General features: G+C 67.6%; 21 protein-coding genes. 7 read left to right on the top strand and 14 right to left on the bottom strand.

All coding sequences use genetic code 11. The annotated features are described in order from the left end of the window. Positions 1–34: 34 nt before the first annotated feature. Both ACLB1G_RS07975 and pdxH read right to left on the bottom strand, forming a co-directional pair. On the bottom strand, positions 35–1,303 hold the full coding sequence (locus ACLB1G_RS07975; RefSeq protein WP_491626669.1) for a class I SAM-dependent methyltransferase: 1,269 nt from the start codon (positions 1,301–1,303) through the stop codon (positions 35–37). A 51-nt stretch (positions 1,304–1,354) separates the two neighbouring features. Next, positions 1,355–2,608: a pyridoxamine 5'-phosphate oxidase gene (pdxH, locus tag ACLB1G_RS07970; protein ID WP_491626668.1), complete on the bottom strand. Its 1,254-nt coding sequence runs from the start codon at positions 2,606–2,608 to the stop codon at positions 1,355–1,357. An 84-nt stretch (positions 2,609–2,692) separates the two neighbouring features. Here pdxH and tcdA point away from each other — a divergent pair, with 84 nt between their 5' ends. Genes tcdA through cysK form a run of 3 tightly spaced genes read left to right on the top strand, consistent with a single transcriptional unit; the run spans position 2,693 to position 5,125 of the window. Further along, positions 2,693–3,550, top strand: coding sequence for a tRNA cyclic N6-threonylcarbamoyladenosine(37) synthase TcdA (gene tcdA / locus ACLB1G_RS07965; protein ID WP_491626667.1), 858 nt, complete (start codon positions 2,693–2,695; stop codon positions 3,548–3,550). 45 nt (positions 3,551–3,595) lie between these two features. Beyond that, on the top strand, positions 3,596–4,150 hold the full coding sequence (locus ACLB1G_RS07960) for an FKBP-type peptidyl-prolyl cis-trans isomerase (protein WP_491626666.1): 555 nt from the start codon (positions 3,596–3,598) through the stop codon (positions 4,148–4,150). Between the two features lie 42 nt (positions 4,151–4,192). Continuing rightward, positions 4,193–5,125: a cysteine synthase A gene (gene cysK, locus ACLB1G_RS07955; RefSeq protein ID WP_491626665.1), complete on the top strand. Its 933-nt coding sequence runs from the start codon at positions 4,193–4,195 to the stop codon at positions 5,123–5,125. A gap of 3 nt (positions 5,126–5,128) precedes the next feature. On the opposite strand, the gene ACLB1G_RS07950 is transcribed toward cysK, so the two are convergent. Genes ACLB1G_RS07950 through ACLB1G_RS07940 form a run of 3 tightly spaced genes read right to left on the bottom strand, consistent with a single transcriptional unit; the run spans position 5,129 to position 7,626 of the window. Then, complete coding sequence (locus ACLB1G_RS07950) at positions 5,129–6,232, bottom strand: cation diffusion facilitator family transporter (protein ID WP_491626664.1); 1,104 nt, start codon at positions 6,230–6,232, stop codon at positions 5,129–5,131. Continuing rightward, positions 6,229–6,549 carry an ArsR/SmtB family transcription factor gene (locus tag ACLB1G_RS07945; RefSeq protein WP_491626663.1) on the bottom strand — a complete coding sequence of 107 codons (321 nt, stop codon included), beginning with the start codon at positions 6,547–6,549 and terminating at the stop codon, positions 6,229–6,231. The genes ACLB1G_RS07950 and ACLB1G_RS07945 overlap by 4 nt, the downstream gene beginning before the upstream one ends. A gap of 45 nt (positions 6,550–6,594) precedes the next feature. Then, on the bottom strand, positions 6,595–7,626 hold the full coding sequence (locus ACLB1G_RS07940) for a helix-turn-helix domain-containing protein (protein ID WP_491626662.1): 1,032 nt from the start codon (positions 7,624–7,626) through the stop codon (positions 6,595–6,597). A 120-nt stretch (positions 7,627–7,746) separates the two neighbouring features. Here ACLB1G_RS07940 and fabF point away from each other — a divergent pair, with 120 nt between their 5' ends. Further along, positions 7,747–9,009, top strand: coding sequence for a beta-ketoacyl-ACP synthase II (fabF, locus tag ACLB1G_RS07935; RefSeq protein WP_491627260.1), 1,263 nt, complete (start codon positions 7,747–7,749; stop codon positions 9,007–9,009). A gap of 24 nt (positions 9,010–9,033) precedes the next feature. On the opposite strand, the gene cysS is transcribed toward fabF, so the two are convergent. From cysS to ACLB1G_RS07915, 4 genes are all read right to left on the bottom strand, one after another. Further along, positions 9,034–10,428 (bottom strand): cysteine--tRNA ligase, encoded by a 1,395-nt coding sequence (gene cysS / locus ACLB1G_RS07930; protein ID WP_491626661.1) that lies wholly within the window; start codon positions 10,426–10,428, stop codon positions 9,034–9,036. Between the two features lie 201 nt (positions 10,429–10,629). Continuing rightward, complete coding sequence (locus ACLB1G_RS07925; RefSeq protein ID WP_491627259.1) at positions 10,630–11,928, bottom strand: MFS transporter; 1,299 nt, start codon at positions 11,926–11,928, stop codon at positions 10,630–10,632. A 51-nt stretch (positions 11,929–11,979) separates the two neighbouring features. Further along, positions 11,980–12,765, bottom strand: coding sequence for a substrate-binding domain-containing protein (locus ACLB1G_RS07920; protein WP_491626660.1), 786 nt, complete (start codon positions 12,763–12,765; stop codon positions 11,980–11,982). A gap of 16 nt (positions 12,766–12,781) precedes the next feature. Further along, positions 12,782–13,897, bottom strand: a complete 1,116-nt coding sequence (locus ACLB1G_RS07915; RefSeq protein ID WP_491626659.1) for a porin — start codon at positions 13,895–13,897, stop codon at positions 12,782–12,784. Positions 13,898–14,010: 113 nt separating this feature from the next. Here ACLB1G_RS07915 and ACLB1G_RS07910 point away from each other — a divergent pair, with 113 nt between their 5' ends. Then, positions 14,011–14,925 carry a LysR family transcriptional regulator gene (locus tag ACLB1G_RS07910; protein WP_491626658.1) on the top strand — a complete coding sequence of 305 codons (915 nt, stop codon included), beginning with the start codon at positions 14,011–14,013 and terminating at the stop codon, positions 14,923–14,925. Between the two features lie 16 nt (positions 14,926–14,941). Here ACLB1G_RS07910 and ACLB1G_RS07905 read toward each other — a convergent pair whose 3' ends face one another. From ACLB1G_RS07905 to ACLB1G_RS07890, 4 genes are all read right to left on the bottom strand, one after another. Beyond that, positions 14,942–15,448, bottom strand: a complete 507-nt coding sequence (locus ACLB1G_RS07905) for an LURP-one-related/scramblase family protein (protein ID WP_491626657.1) — start codon at positions 15,446–15,448, stop codon at positions 14,942–14,944. Further along, positions 15,445–15,969: a hypothetical protein gene (locus ACLB1G_RS07900; RefSeq protein WP_491626656.1), complete on the bottom strand. Its 525-nt coding sequence runs from the start codon at positions 15,967–15,969 to the stop codon at positions 15,445–15,447. Before ACLB1G_RS07900 ends, ACLB1G_RS07905 begins: the two co-directional genes overlap by 4 nt. Before the next feature lie 6 nt (positions 15,970–15,975). Then, positions 15,976–16,704 (bottom strand): P-loop NTPase family protein, encoded by a 729-nt coding sequence (locus ACLB1G_RS07895; RefSeq protein WP_491626655.1) that lies wholly within the window; start codon positions 16,702–16,704, stop codon positions 15,976–15,978. A gap of 74 nt (positions 16,705–16,778) precedes the next feature. Further along, the gene (locus tag ACLB1G_RS07890; protein WP_491626654.1) at positions 16,779–17,267 is read right to left on the bottom strand and encodes a CinA family protein; all 489 of its coding nucleotides are present in this window, start codon (positions 17,265–17,267) and stop codon (positions 16,779–16,781) included. A 441-nt stretch (positions 17,268–17,708) separates the two neighbouring features. On the opposite strand from ACLB1G_RS07890, the gene ACLB1G_RS07885 reads away from it, so the two are divergent. Beyond that, a complete protein-coding gene (locus tag ACLB1G_RS07885; protein ID WP_491626653.1) occupies positions 17,709–20,288 on the top strand; it encodes an EAL domain-containing protein in 2,580 nt (859 codons plus the stop codon). Positions 20,289–20,389: 101 nt separating this feature from the next. Here the strand turns inward: ACLB1G_RS07885 and thiL are convergent, their stop codons facing one another. Continuing rightward, entirely contained in the window at positions 20,390–21,355 is a 966-nt protein-coding gene (gene thiL, locus ACLB1G_RS07880; protein ID WP_491626652.1) for a thiamine-phosphate kinase, read from the bottom strand. A 248-nt stretch (positions 21,356–21,603) separates the two neighbouring features. On the opposite strand from thiL, the gene ACLB1G_RS07875 reads away from it, so the two are divergent. Then, positions 21,604–23,919 carry an NADP-dependent malic enzyme gene (locus ACLB1G_RS07875; protein ID WP_491626651.1) on the top strand — a complete coding sequence of 772 codons (2,316 nt, stop codon included), beginning with the start codon at positions 21,604–21,606 and terminating at the stop codon, positions 23,917–23,919. Positions 23,920–24,020: the final 101 nt, after the last annotated feature.

Below are 24,020 nucleotides of genomic sequence, written 5' to 3'. Positions count from 1 at the left end.
CGTGGCAGGCGCTGCAACCCTGTTGACCAGCCCGCTATGACAGGCTGAGCGCTCCCACGCCTGGCTGGGCCAGCACCGTCGCCGCCGGCTGCTGCGGTGGCGCCGGATACATGTGGCGCCGCGACCAGGGCAGGGCGGAGGCCGGGCGTCCCGCCTTGGCGCACACGATCTGGTACAGGCTGATCCAGTCCTGCTCGAAGGCGTAGCTGCAGCCGGCCAGGTACACATGCCAGATGCGGAAGCGCTTGTCGCCGGCCAGGGCGCGCACCCGCTCGGCCTGGGCCTCGAAATTATCGGTCCAGATGGCGCAGGTGCGGGCATAGTGGCGGCGCAGGTTTTCCACGTCCAGCGCTTCCAGCGCCCCCTGCTGCATGGCCTTGAGCACTTGCCCGATGTGGGCCAGCTCGCCGTGCGGGAACACGTATTTTTCGATGAATTCTCCGCCGCCGTAGGGCGTTTCGCCATTGTCCGGATCGGTGGAGGTGATGCCGTGGTTCATGGCGATGCCGTCCGGCGCCAGCAGCGCGTGGATGATGCCGAAGTATTCGGGCAGGTGGCGCAGGCCGACGTGCTCGAACATGCCGACGCTGGTGATGCGGTCGAACTGGCCGCGCACGTCGCGGTAATCCTGCAGGCGGATCTCCACCAGGTGCTCCAGCCCGGCCTGCCGCACGCGCTCGCGCGCCAGCGCGTACTGGTTTTCCGACAGGGTGATGCCGACGCAGCGCGCCCCGTATTGCTGGGCCGCGCGTATCACCAGCGCGCCCCAGCCGCAGCCGATGTCCAGCAAGGTCTGGCCCGGCTGCAGCTGTATCTTGCGCAGGATGTGGTCGAGCTTTTTTACCTGGGCCGTGGCCAGGTCCTCGTTGCCGTGCTCGAAGTAGGCGCAGGAATACACCATGTTGGGGTCGAGGAATTGCTGGTAGAACTCGTTGGAGACGTCGTAGTGGTAGCGGATGGCCTCGGCGTCCTGGTGGCGGCTGTGGCCTATGCTGCGCACCACGCGCGCGAACTTGCCCTCGGGCTTGAGCGAGGTGCGGGCCAGGGCGTTGACGATGTTGATCATGTCGTTGGCGGCGCCCTTGACCTCGATGTCGCCCTCGACATAAGCCGTGCCCAGGTTGGACAGCGAGGGCGTGAGCAGATAGCGCGCCGAGGACATGCGCGGCAGGCGGATGGTGACGCGCGGCGCCTCATTGGAAAAGTCGATCTGCTGGCCGTTCCACAGCTCGATGCGCAGCGGCAGGGCGATTTGCTGGCGTATGCGCGTGATCCACGCGCTGAGTCGGTTTTGCACGAACAAGATAGCCTCCGGTAATGATCAAACATTCGATCCCGGCAGCCTATCCCTGCATTACGGCTGGAGCCGCTCCTTGAGCCAGCTCCCATCGGGCTGCCTGACATATACGATCCGGTCATGGAAGCGCGAGCGGCGCCCCTGCCAGAATTCCAGCCTTTCCGGCTGCAGCCGGTAGCCGCCCCAGTGCGCGGGACGGACCGGATGGTCGCCGCTGGCGGCCACGACCGCCTCGTAATTCGCTTCCATCTGCTCGCGGCTGGCGATAGGTTCGCTCTGCTGCGAGGCCACGGCCGCCACCTGGCTTTTCACCGGGCGGCTGTAGAAATACGTGTCGCTTTCCTCGACGGAGGTTTGCACCACCGTGCCTTCGATCCGCACCTGGCGTTCCAGCTCGCTCCAGAAGAACAGCAGGGCGGCGTGCGGGTTTTCCTTGAGCTGGCGGCCTTTCTGGCTCTCGTAATTGGTGTACCAGGTGAAACCGCGCTGGTCGTACTGCTTGATCAGCACGATGCGCGAACTGGGCCGCCCGTCGGCGCCCACGGTAGCCACGCTCATGGCGTTGGGCTCGTTGACCTGGGCGTGCATGGCTTCCTCGAACCACTTGGCGAACTGGGCGATCGGATCGTCCAGCACGTCCTGCTCCGTCAAACTGGCGCGGCCGTATTCCAGCCGCAAATCCGCCAGCACCACGCCGCTGGCCGTCACCGGCACCGGCGGCGCCGTGCGCGGCCCCGTCTCCGGCGCCTGGCTGGACGGCAGGGAGGGGGCAATGCCGCGCCGCTCCTGCATGGCGCAGCCCAGCTGGGCCATCTGCTCGGGGCTGAACAAACGCTTCGCCATGGGGGCGATGTGGGTTTCCTCGATCACCATGTGCGCCGCGTAAGCGTCCGCGTAGCGCTGCACATCCTGGGCCGACAGCGCCGTCGAGCCGCCGTTGGCGATACTTTCAAGTTGCGATTTAATTATATGCCAATCCCTGTCCATGCGCTGGTGCTCCGCCAGGATGGCGGGCGTGAGCTCTTCCAGCAGGGTGGCGTCGGCGCCGCGCGCCGTGGCCTTGAGCATGGGCAGCAGGTTGTTTTCCTCGTCCTCGTGGTGCAAGTGGGCGGCATGGTTGAAATACTTGAGCACCGCCGTGGCGGCCTGGCGCGCCTGCTGGTCGGCGCCGTGCTTGGGCAGGTGGCCCAGCAAATTTTGCAGGGTCTGCAGCTGCTTGCGGATGCGGTCGTGGCAGTGCTTGAGGACGGCGATGGGCTGGCTGAAATCGGGGGCGGTGTCGATCAGGGAAGTGCTCGGGGTAGTGCTCATGGCGTGGCTTTCGCGGCGGTGGTTTATTACGTAACAAAACCATTCTAGAATAATTTTTCCGGCCGCGTCCGTTAAAATGCCGGGATGACTGCACCTGACACCCTTGCCCTGGCCGATACGGTCGACTTCGAGCGCCGCTTCGGCGGCATCGCGCGCCTGTACGGCGCCCGCGCCCTGGAACGCTTCCGCGCCGCCCATGTGTGCGTGATCGGCGTCGGCGGGGTCGGCTCCTGGATCGTGGAGGCGCTGGCGCGCAGCGCCGTCGGCCGCCTGACCCTGATCGACCTCGACAACGTGGCCGAGTCCAATATCAACCGCCAGATCCAGGCCCTGAGCGGCACCCTGGGCCAGGCCAAGATCCATGCCCTGGCCGAGCGCATCGCCCAGATCAATCCGTATTGCCAGGTGGAGCAGGTGGAAGACTTCATCACGCCCGACAACCTGGAGCAGATGATAGGCGGACGCGGCTACGACTACGTGGTGGACGCCATAGACAGCGCCAAGTCCAAGGCCGCCCTGGCCGCGTATTGCCGCCAGCACGGCCTGCCCCTGATCATGATAGGCAGCGCCGGCGGCCAGACCGACCCCACCCGCATCCAGGTGCGCGACCTGGCCAAGACCGAGCAGGAACCGCTGCTCAAGCGCGTGCGCAAGCTGATGCGCAACAAGTACGGCTTCCCGCGCGGCGAGAAAACCAAGTTCCATATCGACGCCGTATTTTCCATGGAGCCGCTGACCTTCCCTGAAACCGGCGAGGCGTGCTCGGTGGATGGCGACGAGCGCGGCGGCCAGGGTGGCGGCGTGACCGGCCTCAATTGCGCCGGCTTTGGCTCGGCCGTGGTGGTGACGGCCACCTTCGGCATGGTGGCGGCCGGCCACGTGCTGCGCGCGCTGGCAGCGCCGGTCCAGCAGGATGCTGCGGCGCAGCAGGCGGCAGCCTGATTTTTTGCTATGATTTCCCGCGTTTCCCTTTTTGAAAGCGACCTCATGAAGCGTACTGTATTGCTGGGCCTGCTGGTGGCCTTGTCGGCGTCGGCCCAGAACGAGCAAGCTCCCGCAGCTCCCGCAGCTCCCGCAGCTCCCGCAGCTCCCGCAGCTCCCGCAGCTCCCGCAGCTCCCGCAGCCCCGGCCGCTGCCCCGGCGCCGGAAGCCCCCAAACAGCTGGCGGGTTCGGAACAGCCCGGCCCGCTGGCGGACCAGCTCATCATCAAGGACACCAAGGTCGGCACCGGCAAGGAGGCCACCACCGGGGCCACCGTCTACATGCATTACACGGGCTGGCTGTACCGCCCGCTGGCCAAGAACATGCACGGCCGCCAGTTCGATTCCTCGCGCGGCCCCGGCCGTGGCGAACCGCTGGACTTCGTGCTGGGCGCAGGCAAGGTCATCAAGGGCTGGGACCAGGGTATCGTGGGCATGAAGGTGGGCGGCAAGCGCACCCTGATCATTCCCGCCGAGCTGGCCTACGGCAAGCGCAGCATGGGCGACATCCCCTCCAATTCCAACCTGATCTTCGACGTGGAACTGGTCGATGTGAAGTAGTGGGAGTAGACTGGGCACTCCATCCCCCGCATGGAGTGTCCCATGAATGTAGCCAACGACGTCACTGAACTGATAGGCAACACCCCCCTGGTGCGCATCCAGCGCATGGCGGCCGGCGCCGGCGCCCAGCTGCTGGCCAAGCTGGAATTCTACAATCCGGCCCACAGCGTCAAGGACCGCATCGGCCTGGCCATGGTGGAAGCGGCCGAGGCCGCAGGGCAGGTCGGTCCCGACACCATCTTCCTCGAACCGACCAGCGGCAATACCGGCATCGCCCTGGCCATGGTGTGCGCCGCGCGCGGCTACCGCTGCACCCTGGTCATGCCGGACACCATGAGCCGCGAGCGGCGAGCCCTGCTGCGCGCCTATGGCGCCGAGCTGGTGCTTACGCCCGGCAGCGAAGGCATGCTGGGCGCCATCCGGCGCGCCGAGCAGCTGGCCGAATCCGACCCGCGCTATTTGATGCCGCAGCAATTCAACAACCCCGCCAACCCGGATGTGCACCGGCGCACCACGGCCGAGGAAATCTGGCGCGATACCGATGGCCAGGTCGACATCCTGGTGGCAGGCGTCGGCACCGGCGGCACCATTACCGGCGTGGGCGAGGTGATCAAGGCGCGCAAGCCCTCGTTCCAGTGCATCGCCGTGGAGCCCGAGGCTTCACCCATGCTGAGCCAGGGCGTCAAGGGCCCGCACCCCATCCAGGGCATAGGCGCGGGCTTCGTGCCGGCCGTGCTCAATACCAAGGTCTACAACGAGGTGATCTGCGTGAAGAATGAGGACGCGTTCGCCACCGCGCGCACGGCCGCCAGCAGCGAGGGTCTGCTGGTGGGGATTTCGTCCGGCGCGGCGCTGTGGGCCGCGCTGCAGGTGGCGCGCCGGCCGGAGAACGCCGGCAAGGTGATCGTGGTGGTGATCCCGTCGTTTGGCGAGCGCTATCTCAGTACGGCTTTGTACGCGGGATTGGCCGACTAGGACCTAAGTCGCTTGCAGGCAGCAGTCGTGCGAGGTGGTGCCCAGGCTGACCTGCAGGGTGCTGTGCTGGATGTTGTAGTCCTCGCGCAGGGCGCGGGTGATGTCGTCCAGGGCCTGGTCGCCCGGATGGCCGGCCGGCATCACCAGGTGGGCCGTGAGCGCCGTCTCGGTGGTGCTCATGGACCAGATGTGCAGGTCGCGCACGGCCGTCACGCCGGGGCGGTCGTGCAGGAAGTGTTCGATCTCGCTGCGGTCCAGGTGGTCCGGCACGGCGGCCAGCATCATGCGCAGCGACTGGCACAGCAGCGACCATGTGCTCCAGGCGATGAAGCCGACGATGGCCACGCTGACCAGCGGGTCCAGCCAGCTCCAGCCGGTGGTCATCACCAGCAGGCCCGACACCAGCACGCCCAGCGAGATGGCGGCGTCGGCCGCCATGTGCAGGTAGGCGCCGCGGATGTTGATGTCGTCCTTGCTGCCGGACATGAACAGCCAGGCCGAGAAGCCGTTCACCAGGATGCCGACCCCGGCCACGATGGACACGGTCACGCCCTGCACCGGATCGGGATGGATCAGCTGCTGCACGGCCTCGAAGGCGATGCCGCCGCAGGCCGCCATCAGCAGCATGGCGTTGAACAGGGCGGCCAGCATGGAAGTGCTGCGCAGGCCGTAGGTATAGCGTCCCTTGGGCGCGCGCTTGGCCAGGATGGCCGCGCCCCAGGCCAGCATCAGGCCCAGCACGTCGGACAGGTTGTGGCCGGCGTCGGCCATGAGTGCGGTGGAGTTGGCGATGAAGCCGTAGCCGAACTCGATCGCCACGAAGGCCGTGTTGAGCACAATGGCGACGGCGAAGGCGCGGCCCATGGTGGCCGGGTCGCCGTGGTGGTGTCCATGGCCGTGATCGTGGCCATGACCATGCTTGTGCCCATGTTCATGCCCGTGGCCGCGATGGCCGTGTGCCTCGGCCTTGCCATGCTGGTGGCCGGCCGCATGATCATGGCCGTGCTCGCCATGTCCGCTGCTGTGCCCGTGGTCCTTGTGCTCATGGCCGTCATGGTCATGGCCGTCATGGCCGTGGCTGCGGCCGTGGTCGTGGTGCTTGCTCATGCGTCGTTTCCGGTGGAGGGTTCGGCGATATGCTCCAGCATTTCGCCCAGCATGCCGCTGATGTGCGCATCGGCGGCGGAATAAAAGACTTGCTTGCCCTGGCGTTCGGACTTGACGATGCGGGCGGCGCGCAGCAGGCGCAGGTGGTGGCTGACCAGCGAGCTGCTCAGGTCCAGCCTGGCGGCGATATCGCTGACGGCAATGGGATCGTAGGCGCAGGACAGCACGATGCGCAGCCGGGTCGGATCGCCCAGCAGGTGGAACAGGTCGGCCAGCTGGGCCACGGCCGGATCATCGGTGTAGGAAGTGGTGCACATGGGTTAACATTTGAATAGGTGTTCATATGTTAGCACGAGTGCCGCTTATTCGGTATCCCTTTCGTTGCGCCGGTAAGCTGTCGGGCTGCTGCCGGTCCATTGCTTGAAGGCGCGGCAGAATACGGCCGAGTTGGAAAAACCCAGGTCCAGGGCCAGCGCGCCCACCGCAACATTGGAGTGGGTCAGGCGGTGCACGGCGATGTCGCGCCGCAGTTCGTCCTTGACGCGCTGGAAGCCGCTGCCTTCGGCCGCGAACCTGCGGGTCAGGCTACGCACCGAGCTGTGCAGGGCTGCGGCCAGGTCCTCGATGGTGGAAGCCTCGCCTATCCTGGGTTCGAGGAAGGCGCGGGTGCGGGCGGCCAGCGAGCTGCGGTTGACGGCTGCGAAGGTCCAGCTTTCCGGCGCGTGCTTGAGGAAACCCCACAGCTGGTGCTTCTCGCGCCGGAAGGCGGAATCGCAATCGCGCTGGTCGAACTGGATGTTGCTCGCCTCGGCATGGAAGCTTACCCCGCCCGGAAACAGGAACTGGTAGTCATCCACAAAGCGCGGCGGGGCGAAGCAGAATTCCACCTTGTGCACACCGATCTCCCTCCCCAGCAGCCAGATGGCGACCCCATGCACCAGTTTCAGCAGCAGGCCGTGGCCCAGGGGATGGGCGGCCGTGCCCGGTGCGCGCGCCAGCAGGGCCAGCTTGACCACGGCATTTTTGCGCGACAGGTGCAGGCGGTAATCGTCCAGCAGCAAATTCCAGAAGCGCACGAAGCGGTTCAGCGCGACCATGATGGTGGGCGTGTCCAGCAGGCTCAGCATCAGATACTTGAGGGTGCCGCCGCGTATGGGGCGCGACCACAGTCCCAGCATTTCATCGTCCAGCAGTGCGGCTGCCGCCCGGTACAGCGCCACGTACTGGCGGCGCGTGATGCGGGCGTCGGGGCGGGCCAGCAGCGCGGCCGGAATACTGGCGCCGGCCAGGACGCCGGCCAGGGCCGCGTCGCCCCGGCTGGCGCGCAGGAAGGCCAGCATGCCGTGCACCACATGGACGGAGACCGTATCGGATAGAGATGGCGTGTTTTGCATATGGATTGGCTGGAACGGCGAAGCTTGCCCGTCAGAATACACCTATACTGCGCCCGGTGTGGCGGGGTTTGCCTATTCCAGGAGAGTATCTTGAGCAATAAACGTATCGTGGTGACCGGCATGGGCCTGGTGACGCCGCTGGGCAGCGGCCGGGAAACCGTATGGCAGCGCCTGCTGGCGGGCCAGTCCGGCGTCGTGCGGCTGGACGAACAGGTCACGGCCGATATCCCGTGCAAGGTGGGCGCCGTGGTGCCGGACTTCGACGCGTCCCTGGCCGCCGATCCCAAGGACCAGAAAAAGATGGACCGCTACGCCCTGTTCGCACTGGCGGCGGCGCAGGAGGCGTTGGACCAGGCCGGCTGGCATCCTGCCACCGAGGATGAACGGCTGCGCACGGCCACCATCGTCGCTTCCGGTATCGGCGGCTTTGGCGCCGTGGTCGATGCGGTGCGCACCACGGATGGCCGCGGCCCGCGCCGTTTGTCGCCGTTCACGGTGCCCGGCTTCCTGGCCAATATGGCGGCCAGCCACATCTCGATACGGCACGGCTTGCGCGGCCCGCTGGGCGCGCCCATCACGGCCTGCGCGGCCGGCGCGCAAGCCATAGGCGACGCCGCCCGCCTGATACGGGCGGGCGAAGCCGATATCGCGGTGTGCGGCGGCGCCGAGGCGTGCATAGACCGCGTCAGCCTCGGTTCGTTTGCCGCCATGCGCGCCCTGTCCACCGGCTACAACGACGATCCGGCGGCAGCCTCGCGGCCCTTCGACCAGGGCCATGACGGCTTCGTCATGGGCGAGGGCGCCGGCATCCTGGTGATCGAGGAGCTGGAGCACGCCTTGCGGCGCGGCGCCGTGCCCATTGCCGAACTGGTGGGCTACGGCACCAGCGCCGACGCCCACCATATGACCTCGCCGCCGGACGATGGTGCGGGCGGACGGCGCGCCATGGAGCTGGCGCTGCGCCAGGCCGGCATCGCAGCCGCGCAGGTCGGCCATGTGAACGCGCACGCGACCTCGACCCCGGTGGGCGACGCGGCCGAACTCTCCGCGATCCGCGCGCTGTTTGGTGCGGCCGGCGATCCGGCGGGCGGCGACCCGTCGGCCGGCGCTCCGGCCGCCGCCGGACCTGCCATTTCCGCCACCAAGTCGGCCACCGGGCACTTGCTGGGCGCGGCCGGCGGCGTGGAAGCCATCTTCACCATCCAGGCCTTGCGCGACCAGCTGGCGCCGCCCACCCTGAATTTCGTGAACCGGGATGCGGCGGCGCAGGGACTCGATATCGTGGCGGGCGGGCCGCGTGTGCTGCACACGGACTATGCGCTGTCGAACGGCTTCGGCTTCGGCGGCGTGAATGCCAGCCTGTTGTTCCGCCGCTGGCCATAGCGCCGCGTGCGGGCGCGGTCCGCATCACGCTGCACCTGGCTTGACGGCCAGCGGTTCCAGCAGCACGCCGTTCGCCGTGTCGCGCACCGTGTAGCCGGCCGCCTCGATGGCGGCGCGCAGGCGGTCGGCGTCGGCCCAGCGCTTGTCCTCGCGGGCCAGTGCGCGCGCCGCCGCCAGGTCCCGCACCGCCTGCGGCGCTTCATGCCGCGCCGGTTGCCACTCCTGCAAGCCCAGTCCCAGCACCTGATCCAGCCAGGCCAGGGTGGCTTTTTGGGTGTCGCCCGGCAGCGCGGATTTGAGCAGTTCCCACAGCAGCGCCAGCGCGCGCGGGGTGTTCAGGTCCTGGTTCAGCTCGGCCAGCATGGTTTGCTGCCAGGCCGGATCGGGAAGTCCGCCATCCGGCAACCGGTGGTACGCCCCACGCAGGCGCCCCAGCGCCGTTTGCGCCGCGTCCAGCGCCGGCCAGGAAAACGTCAGTGGCGAGCGGTAGTGCGCCGACAGCACCAGGTAGCGGTAGGCCAGCGGATCGATGCCGCGCTCCACCAGCGTGGCCAGGCGCAGGAAGCTGCCGTCCGACTTGGACATCTTGTCGCTGCCCTCCAGCTTGAGGAAGGCGCCGTGCGCCCAGTAGCGCGCCGGCGGATGGTGGTGGCAAGCCTCGTGCTGGGCGATCTCATTGGTGTGGTGGACCGGGATGTGGTCCTCGCCGCCGATGTGGATGTCGAACAGGGCGCCCAGGTAGCGCGCCGACATGGCCGAGCATTCGATGTGCCAGCCGGGGAAGCCGCGGCCCCAGGGGCTGTCCCATTCCATCTGGCGCCGCTCGCCGCCACTGAACTTCCACAGCGCGAAATCGGTGGGCGAGCGCTTGCCGCCCACCTCCACCCGATGGCCGGCCTGCTGGCCGGCGATGTTCAGGCGCGCCAGGTGGCCGTAGCGTTCCAGGCGCATGGTGTCGAAATAGATGCCGTCCTCGGTGCGGTAGGCGTAGCCGTTGCGCTCTATGCCTTCGATGAAGGCGATCTGCTCCGGGATATGCTCGGTGGCGCGCGCCCACACGGACGGCGGCTGGATGTGCAGCTGCGCCAGGTCGTGCTGGAAGGCCAGTGTGTAGAACTCGGCGATGTCCCAGGCCGACCGGCTGGTGCGGCGGCTGCCTTTCTCCATCTTGTCCTCACCGGTGTCGGCGTCCGAGGTCAGGTGGCCGACGTCGGTAATGCAGATCACGTGCTTCACGGCATAGCCGTTCAGGGCCAGCACGCGGCGCAGGATGTCGCCGAACAGGTAGGTGCGCAGGTTGCCGATGTGGGCGTAGTCGTACACGGTGGGACCGCAGGCGTACAGGCCGGCGCGGCCCGGTTCCAGGGGCTCGAAGGCGCGCAGGCGCCGCTCGTAGGTATCGTAAAGCTTCAACTCCATGGTGGCTCCAAAAAGACGAAGGCCACAGGAGCGGTGCTCACTGTGGCCTGGCGGAAGACTGGGATGTAAGGATGAACGCGATCAACAGGCTTCTACAGGCCTGTGCGGACATGCTGCAAAAAAGAAGGGGAGGGAAGACGCGGACATGGAAGCACTATATCACGGGCGGCGCGCGAACAACAGCGCCGCCCGTGGGACGCGTCAGGGGCGCGCCGTGCGCTCCCTGACGATGCCGCGATACACGAGGAAGGTGGCCACCAGGCTGATGGCGCCAGCGCCCGCCATCCAGTAGCCGGGCGCCGCCTTGTCGCCGCTGGCTTCGATCAGCCAGGTCGAGAGCAGTGGGGTCATGCCGCCGAACAGCGCCGTGGCCAGGCTGTAGGCCAGCGAGAAGCCGGTGGTGCGCACCTGGGCCGGAATGATCTCGGTCAGCGCGACGATGGTGGCGCCGTTGTAGCTGGCGTACAGGAAGGACAGCCACAGTTCGACCATCACCATGTGGCCGAAGCTGGGATTGGCGATCAGCCAGGACAGCGCCGGGTAGGCCGTCAGCGCGGTCAGCGCCGAGCAGGCCGCCATCACCGGCCAGCGGCCGATGCGGTCCGACAGCGCGCCCATGATGGGCAGCCAGATGAAGTTCGACAGGCCCACGCACAGGGTGACCAGCAGGCTGTCCTCGGTGCTCAACTTGAGCACGCTCTTGCCGAAGGTCGGGGTGTACACGGTGATCATGTAGAACGCCACCGTGGTCATCACCACCAGCATGGCGCCCACCGTCACCAGTGGCCAGTTGAGGGCGATGGTGCGCATCATCTGGCGGAAGGTGGGATGGCTTTTCTGCTTCAGGTAGGCCTCGGTCTCCTGCAGCGAGCGGCGGATGTAGAACACGATCGGGATGATGGAGCAGCCGATGAAGAAGGGGATGCGCCAGCCCCAGTCGGCGATCACGTCCTTGGGCATGGACTGGTTCAGGCCATAGCCGAGCGCGGCGGAGAAGATCACGGCCACCTGCTGGCTGGCCGACTGCCAGCTGACGTAGTAGCCCTTGTTGCCGGGCGTGGCCATTTCGGACAGGTAGACCGATACCCCGCCCAGCTCCACACCGGCCGAGAAGCCCTGCAGCAGGCGGCCGATCAGCACCAGCAGCGGAGCCAGCAGGCCGATGGTGGCGTAGCCGGGCACGAAGGCGATCAGCGCCGTGCCGGAGGCCATGATGCCCAGCGTCAGCACCAGGCCCTTGCGGCGGCCGATGCGGTCGATGTAGCTGCCCAGGAAGATGGCGCCCAGCGGCCGCATGAAGAAGCCGGCGCCGAAGGTGGCAAAGGTCATCATCAGCGCCGCGTACTCGCTGGAGGCGGGGAAGAAGGCGTTGGCGATCTGCTGGGCGTAAAAGCCGAACAGGAAGAAATCATACATCTCGATGAAGTTGCCGCTGGTGACGCGCAGGACGGAGCCCAGCTTGGATTGGCTGCGCGCCGGTGCGGCGGCGGGCGGCGCCATGGACTGGGCGGCGGTGGAGGAATAGCTGTTCATGATGCGCTCTCTAAGGGGTCAGTGACGGGCGGCGACCGGTTCCAGTCCGGTGGCCTCGATGGCGGCGGCGTTGGCCGGCGCCGCCAGGAAACGCAGCAGGGCGCGGCCCTGCTCGGGGTGGGCGGCGCCGCGTACCAGGGCGCCGGAAAACTCGGTACGCAGCTGCACTTCCTGCGGGATCAGGCCGGCGATGGCGATGCCGGACACCGGCTGCAGCTCGCTGCGCTGCTGGCAGCCGAAATCGGCTTCGCCGTGGGCGATGATCTCGCCCACCGGGGTGGCCGGGATCTGCGCCGCCTTGCCTTCCATCTGCTGGCGGATGCCCAGCTTGTCCAGCAGCTGGTGCTTGATGTACTCGCCGCTGGCGCTGTCCGAATAAGCCACCTTGTGCGCCGCCAGGAAGGCCTGGCGCAGGCCGTCCACGGTGCTGATGTCGGGGCGCGGCGCGCCCTGGCGCACGGCGCAGGCGATCGGCGAATAGGCCAGCACCACCTTGCTGCCCGGCTCCAGGCGGCCCTCGGCCATCAGCTTGTCGAGCGCGTCGCCCACCATGATGACCACGTCGATAGGCTCACCCCGGTCCAGGCGCGCCGGGATGGCGTTGCGGGTCTTGCCCATGGACGGGCCCCATTCCGACTGCAGCTGGTCGCCGCTGGCTTGCTGGTAGGGACCGGCCAGGTCCTTGTAGGCCTGGGCGAAGCCGCCCGAGCTGACCACGCGCAGTTCGGCGGCCTGGGCGGCGGCGCACAGCGCCAGCGCGGCCAGTGCGGCCAGGGTCCGGGTTTTCAGGGTAGGTGCTTGCATGTTTATCCTCTCTCGCTCAGAATTTTTGCATCAGGCCCAGCGTCAGGCCGCTGCCGTGACGGGCGTTGGGGGTGCCGGCCGTGACGCCGGCCGCGTTGCCGCGCCAGGTGGTGTAGTCGGCCTCGGCGTAGGCGGTGGTGCGCGGCGCCAGCGTCTTTTCGACAAACACGAAGCCGCGCTCGAAGCCGTCGTCCGGGAAACCGGTGGCGCTGCGCCGCACGCTGTACCAGGCCGTGGTGACCAGCACGTCGGCGCCGGCCTGGCGGCTGACGCCGGCCGACAGCACGCGCTGGGTGACACGCTGAATGATCGGCTGGAGCGCGCCCTGGACCGTGCCGGTGTCGGCCTGGTTGCGCGCCGCGTTGGCCTTGAATTGCCAGGCGCCGGCGTGCCAGGCCGCGCCCAGCGTCCAGGCATCGAGCGGCAGGCCTTCGCGGCTGCGGAACTGCATGGTGGCGCCAGAGACTACCCAGTCCGGGCGCTGGTAAGCCAGGGCCGCGCCATGGCTGGCGGAGGCGGCGCTGTCGCCGGCCACCTCGCCGAACGACCAGGCGGCGCGCGCCTGCCACGGGCCGTTGCTGGCCGTGTACTTGAGGGTGTTGTCGAGACGGTAGAAATTGTCGGCGTAGCCGCTGGGACCATACTGGCGGCCGAAGGCGTGGGTGCCGAAGGCGGTGTTGCTGAGGCCGGCAACGTTGATATTGGGATTGAAGCTGGCGTAGCGCTTGCCCAGCGGGTCGACCGTGATCAGGGCGTCCGACAACAGGTTGGGCTGGCGCCCGGCCATCACGGTGCCGTAGGGCGTTTCCAGCCCGGTCCAGGCCTGGCGGTCGAACAGGCGGTCGCTCTTGGCCTGGGTGCCGGTATCGGCGTTGATGCCGCCCTCCAGGCGCAGCAGCGCGGCCCAGCCGCCGCCCAGCGCCTCGCGGCCGCGCAGGCCCCAGCGGCTGGTGTTGTCGACGCCGCTGCTGATGGCGCTGGTCTGCCCGGACGGGGTGGGCGCGTTGGCGGCGCCCAGGCCGCTGCTGCTACGCAGGCTGGCGTCGATGATGCCATATAGGTCCAGGCTGGTCTGGGCCAGGCAACTGCCGCTGGCGGCAAATAACAGGGTAAAGGTGCAGGCAGGGCGCACGGGGTCTCCTTTGGTGGCGGTTGGCCTTGTTATTGTTGTGATGGTGTAGTGCGCCCATGATCCAACAAATGGCATAATTTGATAATTGCAATTTTCCAGCGTATTCATGCACCATGCGCATCAATTACGATCTCCACGACCTGCAGGCCTTTGTCGCCGTGGCCGAGCGCGCCAGCTTCCGGCAGGCGGCGGCCGACCTGTTCCTGTCGCAATCGGCGCTCAGCCGCCGTATCGAGAAGCTGGAGGACAGCCTGGGCGTCAAGCTGTTCGAGCGCACCACGCGCCGGGTGCAGCTGACCAATGTGGGACAGACCTTCCTGGTCAACGTGCGCACTGCGCTGGACGGCCTGGAGGACGCCGTGCTGGGCGTGGCCGACCTGGCCGCGCACCGCACCGGCACCGTGACCGTGGCCTGCGTGCCGTCGGCCGTCTGGCATTTCCTGCCTGAGGTATTGAAGCGCTTCAGCGAGCGCTTCCCGCGCATCCGGGTGCGCGTGCATGACGAGAGTGCGCAGGACGTACTGAACCTGGTGCTGTCCGGCGAGGCCGATTTCGGCATCAATTTCACGGGCGCGGAGTCGCCGGACATCGTGTTCGAGCCCATCTATGTGGAAAGCTACGTGCTGGCGATGCGGCGCGACCACCCGCTGGCGCGGCGCAAGAGGCTGGGCTGGAAGGAGGCGTCCGGGCAGCGCTACATCGCGGTGGCCAAGTCCAGCGGCAACCGCAGCGTGATCGACGCCGCCCTGGCGGGAGTGGAAAAGCATCCGCAGATTTTTTGCGAGGTCAACCACGTCTCCGGCGTGCTGGCGCTGGTCGAAGCCGGCATGGGCGTGGCGGCGGTGCCGGGCCTGTCGGTGCTGCCGGGCCGTTCCGACGCAGTGGTCGGGGTGCCGCTGGTGAACCCGGCCATCCAGCGCACCCTGGGCCTGATCAGCAAACGCAACCACAGCATGGCGCCGGCCGCCCGCACCTTGTTCGGGATGCTGTCGGAGTCCTTCCTGCAGCGCCCGGCCGCTGGCGGCTGAGCGGCCGCTGCGGAAGTCAATCGCCGGCGGCGGCGTGGCTGGATTCGGACTGGCGTTCCTGATGCACGATGACCATGGCGATCACGGTCAGCCATTCCAGGCGGGGATCGTCGCTGTCCAGCAGGATGTCGTGGCGGTCGCGCAGCGACAGCAGCGGACCGGCGGCCCGGGCCAGCACCGCGCCGTGGCGCTCCAGCAGGAATTTGAGGTCAAAGGTGGAGCCGCTCAGGATGGCCCCGTCGTAGGGGCCGCCTTCCACCTGGTAGCGGCGCTTGAACCAGGTGAAGCGGCGGCGCACCGTGAACTCGCCGACAGGCCCGCTCACCAGCCACACGGGCAGCCAGGTCCAGGCCTTGCGTTTCAGGCTGGCCGACTCGCCGTCGCGCCGGGTGATGGTCCAGGTGGGCCAGAACGCAAATTCGCCCACCGCCTGGTAGGCTTGCTCGCCGTGCTGTTCGGTCACGGTCATGCGGCCGCGCAGCGACAGCAGGCGGTTTTCGATGCGCAGGGTCCGGGCGCTCATTTGCGCAACTCGGTTTCCAGCGCCGCGCGGGTCTTGGGATCGAGCTTGTCGATGGCCTTGTTGAGCTTTTCGGCCTGGCGCAGGGCCTGGACCTGATCGGGACTCAGTTCCCTGGCTGGTGTGGCCGGAACGGGCGCGCTCTGGCGCAGCAGGGCCTGGCCGCCCAGCACCAGCAGTGCGCTCAGCAGCGAGATGGCGGCCGCCGCGCCCAGCAGGCGCAGTTCGCGCGGCGCGAACGCCGGGCTACGGGTGGGTATGGCTTGCACCGGCGTGGCCGGCGCCGGGTGGTAGGGCAGGGGCGGGGCCGTGTGGGCTCCTGGATCGTGGGCGGCGTGCGCACCGGCCGCGGCCAGGCGCGCCGCCGCCGCTTCCGAGGCGGCGTCGATGCGCGCGATGTGGCGCTCCACCGCTTCTTCCAGCACCGCTTCGTTCAGCGCCACCAGGGCGAACACGGGATCGTCGACGTCGATGCGGACGCCGGTCCTTTCAAATACCAGGGCGCGCAGCTTGGGCTGGTCCATGGCTGCTTACCACTGGACCTTGTCGAGCTGCTCGTACAGGTCGCGGAACACGACCTTGATGCGCTGCTTTTCCATCACGTTGAACTTGTCGCTTTCCCGGACCTCGCTGGCGGTCAGGCGCGCCGTGTTCATTTTCTTGATGTCGGCGCCGAAGGTGTCGGCGTTGCGCGCCGCCAGCACTACCCGCCCGCGCACCCGGCTGGCGTATTCGGCGTAGGTCTGCGATTCGGTGAACTGCTTGCCGGAGGCCGATTGCAGCTGGCCGAAATGCTCGTTCTCCCACAGCACCAGCGGCACCGTAGTGGCCTTGGCCGTGGCCGCGAAGCCGACCGCCGTGTCGTGCAGGGTGTCGCCGCCGCCCACGATGGTGTGGATGTAGACCTTGCGCCCGGAATCCTCCAGCAGCGCGAAGCAGTCGTTCTCGATCAGGTAGCCCATCAGCGGGGAAAAGGTGTTGGCGCCGTTGTCGATCACGCAGTTGCCGTCCTGCTCCAGGATATCGATCATGAGCGCGTCGAAGCGCTTGGGATCGATGGTGCGGCTGTCCGTCATCACCGGCACGTGGCGCACCGCCATGGCCTTGTAGCGCGAGAAGGTGGCGTTTTCCTGGTCGGTGTCGTAGCAGCGCAGCGGGGTCTCGTCCTTGCCGGCCAGCCACTGCGCCAGGATGGTCGAGACCAGGGTCTTGCCGATGCCGCCCTTGCCCTGGAGGATGAAATGTACCGTGTTGTGCATCGATGGAACTCCTGGTTGCCGTGTCGCGACGAGAGTAAAGCTTTTGTGGCTGGAAGGCAACCTCGCGCTGGCCGTCAGTCGATAAAGCGCAGCAGACCCTGCAGCGCGTGCGCCACGCTTTGTTCGCGCACGGCGTCGCGGTCGCCCTCGAAGTGGGCGGTTTCCGTGTGCACGGCGTCGGAATCGATCCAGGCGAAGCAGACCGTGCCGACCGGCTTGCCGGGCACGGCGCCGCCCGGGCCGGCGATGCCGGTGGTGGCCAGCGCCACGTCCGCGTTGCTGCGGCCCAGTACGCCGCGCGCCATGGCCGCCGCCGTCTCCTCGCTGACGGCGCCATGCGCGGCCAGCACGTCCTCCGGCACGCCCAGCAGGGCGGTCTTGGCGCGGTTGCTGTAGGTGACCAGGGCGCAGTCGAACCAGGCGCTGGAACCGGCGATATCGGTCACTGCGCTGGCCACCCCGCCGCCGGTGCAGGATTCGGCCGTGGCCAGGACCAGCTGTTTTTCCTGCAGGACGCGGCCGGTCTCGGCCGCCAGTTGCCGTAGTTGCTCTGTGCTGCTCATGGGCTTGCTCCTTGCTGTGGTGACGGCCCACTTTACCATGAGGGCGGCGCCGGCCGCCGCGCGCATGATGCCAAAAAAACACCCCGGCGCCGCGAAAGCCGGTACACTGGACGGGCGGTAAGGGAGCTCAGCCATACGTGCGCCGCTTCCTTCCCGGGCTGGTATGCTCTGGCAGCAGTCGGCCAGGCCGCCTCTGCCACCTCAGGCAGTCCGGCCGCTCGTTACGCACTCAACCCTGCGCACCGCCATGGCGTTTTTGCTAGACACAGTCCTGCCGCCCCCTGCCGCCCTGATGGCGCGGGCTGCGGCGCCCCTGCTCAACCTGCTGAGCAATGCCGTCACATACCAGCGCGCACATGGCTGCGCCGTGGTAGATTGCCTTGCTGGCCAAAATGGCAGGCTGCGGGCGGCACGGCCCTGCGAGCGCATGGAGGGGGGGACATGATCAGCCAGAGCGATATCTACCAGGCCAATATCCTGATCGTCGACGACCAGCCGGTCAACGTCGAGCTGCTGGAGTACCTGCTCAAGTCGACCGGCTACACCGGGGTGCAATCGACCAACGACCCGCGCAACGTGGCGCCCTGGCACGCCGAGCGCCATTACGACATCATCATCCTCGACCTGCACATGCCGGGCATGAGCGGCTTCGACGTGATGGACGCCCTGCGGCCGCTGGAGCCGTCCTACCTGCCGGTGCTGGTGGTGACCGCCGACCCGGAGAAAAAACTGGCGGCGCTGGACGCCGGCGCGCGCGACTTCGTCAGCAAGCCCTTCGATCCGGTCGAGGTGCTGACGCGCATCCGCAATATGCTGGAGGTGCGCCTGCTGCACCGCCAGATCAGCGGCTACAACGCGCGCCTGGAGCAGACCGTGCGCGAGCGGACCGCCGAGCTGCAGCGCTTCCGCAGCGCCATGGATGCCACCGCCGACGCCATCTTCCTGCTGGACGCGGCCACCCTGGCGCTGGTGGACGCCAATGAAGGCGCCTGCCGCATGCTGGGCTACGAGCGCGCCGCGCTGCTGTCGCAGGGGCCGGAGCGGCTGGCGCTGGGCATGCCGGCCCAGCTGCGCGCCCAGCTGGCCCTCCTGCAGGCGCACGAAGGTGATCCGCTGGCGCCCGAGCTGCACGAGGGCGAGCTGTCGCGGCGCGACCTGGCCACGGTGCCGGTCGAGATCTACTGGCAGTTGCTGCGCCGCGCCGGCCAGCCGGCCATCCTGCTGGGCGTGGCGCGCGACATCAGCGAACGGCGCCTGGCCGAGCAGCGCCTGCGCCACATGGCGCACTACGACAGCCTGACCGGCCTGCCCAACCGCAGCCTGTTCTTCCAGATCCTGGCCGACGCGGTGGAGCTGGCGCACGACAAGGAATGGCGCATCGTGGTGCTGTTCATCGCCCTGGACCGCTTCAAGAACATCAACGATACGCTGGGCGCGGCGCTGGGCGACGAGCTGCTGCGCCAGCTCAGCAGCCGGCTGGTGCAGTGCGTGCGCATCCGCGACACCGTGGGCCGCATGGGCGGCGACGAGTTCGCGCTGGTGCTGACCATGACGCGTGAGCAGCAGGACGCGCTGCAGCTGGTCAACGAGGTGCGCGAGTCGCTGCGCCAGCCCTTCAACCTGGAGGGCCAGCAGGCGGTGCTGACGGCCAGCATCGGCATCGCCATGTACCCCGACGACGCACGTGACCCGGAAACCCTGCTCAAGTACGCCGACACCGCCATGGACCGCGCCAAGCAGGCCGGGCGCGACGGCTATCGCTTCTTCACGGCCGGCATGAACGTGCAGGTGCTGGCGCGCCTGGACCTGGAGCTGGCACTGCGGCACGCCATCGAGCAGGACGAGCTGGTGCTGTACTTCCAGCCCAAGGTCAACCTGCACACGGGCGCGGTGGCCGGCGCCGAGTCGCTGCTGCGCTGGGAGCGGCCCGGCTATGGACTGGTGTTCCCGTCCGAATTCGTGCCGGTGCTGGAGGACACGGGCTTGATCGTGCGGGTCGGCAGCTGGATCATCGACACCGCCTGCCGCCAGATCGCGGCCTGGCTGGGCGACGGCACCGGGCCGGTGCGGGTGGCGGTCAACGTGGCCAGCCGCCAGTTCGCCGAGGGCGATGTCGAGGGCGACGTCCGCGCCGCCCTGGAACGGCACCGGGTGCCGCCCGAGCTGCTGGAGCTGGAGCTGACCGAGACCGCCCTGATGAGCAACGCCGAGCGCACCATCGCCGTGCTGGGCAACCTGAAACAGCTGGGTATCAAGGTGGCGATCGACGATTTCGGCACCGGCTACTCCAGCCTGGCCTATCTGCAGCGCTTCCCGATCGACAAGCTGAAGATCGATATCGCCTTCGTGCGCGACATCACCACCAACCCCAACGACGCCGCCATCTCGCTGGCCATCATCAGCATGGCGCACAGCCTCAAGCTGTGGGTGATCGCGGAAGGGGTGGAGTCGCGCCCGCAGCTCGAATACTTGCGGCGCAGCCGCTGCGACGAGATCCAGGGCTATTACTTCAGCCGGCCCCTGCCCGCGCCGGACATGGGCGAGCTGGTGCGCAGCGGGCGCGGGCTGCCGCCCGACCCGCAGGCCGGCCAGCAGGCCGAGACCTTGCTGCTGGTGGACGACGATGTCAACGTGCTGTCCTCGCTGCACCGGTTGTTCCGGCGCGACGGCTACCGCATCCTGACGGCGGTGTCGCCCACCGAGGCCTTCGAGCTGCTGGCCCTGCATCCGGTACAGGTGATCCTGTGCGACCAGCGCATGCCCATCATGAGCGGCACCGAATTCCTGGGCAAGGTCAAGGACATGTATCCGGACACCATACGCATCATCCTGTCCGGCCACACCGGGCTGGAGTCGGTGCTCGATTCCATCAATGGCGGCGCGGTCTACCGCTACTACACCAAGCCCTGGGACGACACCCAGCTGCGCGACAATATCCGACTGGCCTTCCACCACTACTGGCTGATGCAGGACTCCGGCCAGCGCGCCGGCCGGCGCGGCGAGGACGCCACCGCGCTGTAGGCAGGTCTTGCAGGATGGGAGCGGCCCGGCGCTGGCCAGCGCGGGGCGCCAGGGGCAGTGCGCCGGCGCTGCAGGGCGGCTGGGCCGCTTGGCGCCGCCCCCTAGGAAGTGAAGTGGTCGTAGCTGTCGAGGCGCAGGTCCAGCGGCCGGCCGCCGGCATCGGTCAGGCGCAGGCCGGACGCGGCCTCGATGGCGCCCACGCGCGCCACCGGGGTGGCCACGCTGGCGGCCGCCGCCACGATGGCGGCGCGGGCCGAGGCCGGGGCGGTGAAGCACAGCTCGTAGTCGTCGCCGCCGGCCGCCGCATAGCGCCGCCGCAGGTCTTGGTCGCGGGTGGCCAGCACGTCGCCGGCCGGCAGGGCGTCCAGGTCCAGCGTGGCGCCTACCCCGGAGCGTTCCAGGATGTGGCCCAGGTCGCCGACCAGGCCGTCCGAGATATCGATGGCGGCGTGCGCCAGGCCCTGTCCGGACAGCAGCAGGCCCAGTTCCACCCGGGGCACCGGGGTGTGCAGGCGCACCGCGCTGGCGGCCAGCGCACTGTCGTCCAGCGCCAGTTCGCCGCGCAGGCCGGCCAGGGCCAGGCGGGCGTCGCCCAGGCTGCCGGAAACCCAGATATCGTCGCCAGGCCGGGCCGCGTCGCGCCGCAGGGCCCGTCCCGGCGCCACTTCGCCGAATACCGTGATGCAGATGTTGAGCGGGCCCTTGGTGGTGTCGCCACCTATCAGTTCGATGTCGAAGACGTCGGCCAGCGCGAACAGGCCGGCCGCAAAGCCTTCCAGCCAGGCGCGCTCGGCGGCCGGCAGGGCCAGCGCCAGGGTGAAGCCCACTGGGCGCGCCCCCATGGCGGCCAGGTCGGACAGGTTGACCGCCAGCGCCTTGTGGCCCAGTTTGCGGGCGTCCGCGCCGGCAAAGAAGTGGCGGCCCTCGACCAGCATGTCGGACGAGATGGCGGTCTGCATCCCTGGTGTGGGAGTGAGCAGGGCGCAGTCGTCCCCTATGCCCAGGGAGGCCCGGGCCGGGCGCGCGCGTACGAAGTATTCTTTGATGAGGTCGAATTCGGAGAGCATGCAGGCATTGTACCCAAGCCCGGCGCGGGCAGGCGGCATTGCGGCCCGAGAACTTTTTGTCATATGAAAAATTTATCGAACGTTGAAAAACGATCGCCTATCTCAAAACAACTTCGCCGAAATGCGCCAATCTTGATAAGCTATGTATATAACAGTGATAGCTGTTGGTAAAAATACCTACGTAATTAGAGGAAGCACTCTGCTAGAATCTGAAGCTTTCCGAATGCACACACAGGAAGGCTGCAAGCATGGATTCGCCCGAAAAGAAAGAAGAGATTCGCCAACAACTGCGCCAGGCCGCCCTCGAATACCACGAGTGCCCGACTCCCGGCAAAATCAGCGTCACTCCCACCAAGCAGCTGACCAACCAGCGCGACCTGGCCCTGGCGTACTCGCCCGGCGTGGCCGCTCCCTGCGAAGAGATCGTCATCGATCCGGCCAATTCGTACAAATACACGGCGCGCGGCAACCTGGTGGCGGTGATCACCAACGGCACCGCCGTGCTGGGCCTGGGCAACATCGGCCCCCTGGCCGCCAAGCCTGTGATGGAAGGCAAGGGCGTGCTGTTCAAGAAATTCGCCGGCATCGATGTGTTCGACATCGAGATCAATGAATCGGACCCGGACAAGCTGGTCGACATCATCGCCGCCCTGGAACCGACTTTCGGTGGCGTCAACCTGGAAGACATCAAGGCGCCCGAGTGCTTCACCATCGAGCGCAAGCTGCGCGAGCGCATGAAGATCCCCGTGTTCCACGACGACCAGCACGGCACCGCCATCATTGTCGGCGCCGCCCTGCTGAACGGCATCAAGGTGGTGGGCAAGAACCTGAAGGAATGCAAGCTGGTGGTATCGGGCGCCGGCGCGGCCGCGCTGGCCTGCCTGGACCTGATCGTCGACCTCGGCTTCCCGATCGAGAACATCATCGTGACCGACCTGGCCGGTGTGGTCTACAAGGGCCGCACCGAGCTGATGGACCCGGACAAGGAACGCTTCGCCCGCGAAACGGACGCCCGCACCCTGGCCGAAGTGATCGCCGGCGCCGACATCTTCCTGGGCGTCTCGGCTGGCGGCGTGCTGAAACAGGACATGGTGCGCCAGATGGCGCCGCGTCCGCTGATCATGGCGCTGGCCAATCCGGTGCCGGAGATCCTGCCGGAAGACGTGCGCGCCGTGCGCGACGACGCCGTCATCTGTACCGGCCGTTCGGACTATCCGAACCAGGTCAACAACGTGCTGTGCTTCCCCTACATCTTCCGCGGCGCGCTCGATTGCGGCGCCACCACCATCACGCGCGAGATGGAAATCGCCGTGGTGCACGCGATTGCCGACCTGGCCATGGCCGAGCAGTCCGACATCGTGGCCACCACCTATGGCATCGCCAACCTGTCGTTCGGCCCCGAATACCTGATCCCGATGCCGTTCGATCCGCGCCTCTTGATCAAGATCGCGCCGGCCGTGGCCAAGGCCGCCGAGGATTGCGGCGTGGCCACCCGTCCGATCAAGGACCTGGAAGCCTACGCCGACAGCCTGCAGCAATTCGTGTACCGCAGCGGCACCTTCATGAAGCCGCTGTTCCAGGTGGCCAAGACCACCAAGCCCGAGCTCAAGCGCATCGTGTACGCCGAGGGCGAGGAGGAGCGCGTGCTGCGCGCGGTGCAGGTGATCGTCGACGAGCGCCTGGCGCGCCCCATCCTGGTCGGCCGTCCGGCCGTGCTGGAGTCGCGCATCGCCAAGTTCGGCCTGCGCCTGAAGCTGGGCGTGGACTTCGACGTGATCAACCCCGACCACGACGACCGCTACCGCGACTACTGGCAGACCTATTACCAGATGACCGCGCGCAAGGGCGTGACCCAGGAATACGCCAAGCTGGAAATGCGCCGCCGCCACTCGCTGATCGGCGCCATGATGATCCATAAAGGCGACGCCGACGGCATGATCTGCGGCACCTTCGGCACCACCCAGCTGCACCTGCACTATATCGACCAGGTGCTGGGCCTGCGCGAGGGCGCCAAGGTGTACGCCGCCATGAACGTGCTGATACTGCCGCAGCGCCAGCTGGTAATGACCGACACCCACGTCAACGAGAACCCGACCGCCGAACAGCTGGCCGAGATCACCGTGATGGCGGCCGACGAGATGCGCCGCTTCGGCCTGTCGCCGCGCGCCGCCCTGCTGTCGCACTCCAATTTCGGCTCGTCCGACAGCGCCTCGGCGCAGAAAATGCGCGCCGCCCTGGAACTGGTGCAGCAGCGCGCCCCGGAACTGGAAATTGATGGCGAAATGCATGGCGACACGGCGCTGGACTCCAAGCTGCGCCAGTCCATCATGCCCGGCTCGCACCTGACCGGCGACGCCAACCTGCTGGTCATGCCGAATATCGATTCGGCCAACATCGCCTACAACCTGGTCAAGACGGCGGCCGGCAACGGCATCGCGGTCGGTCCCATCCTGCTGGGCTGCGCCAAGCCGGTGCACATCCTGACCCCGTCGGCCACGGTGCGCCGCATCGTCAACATGACCGCCCTGTGCGTGGTGGATGCGGTGGCGGAACGCAAGGTGTAAGCACCGCCGCGATACGAGGCCGGTAGCGTTTCCACGGAGGCGCGCCGGCCTTTGCATTTTCTGCTATGTAACATTGTGTAACTGTTGTAATCGCAATAATT

The sequence above is a fragment of the Duganella kummerowiae genome (assembly GCF_053572355.1).
The sequence above is the reverse complement of the archived record's forward strand: the minus strand, read 5'-3'. Positions and strand labels throughout refer to the sequence as shown.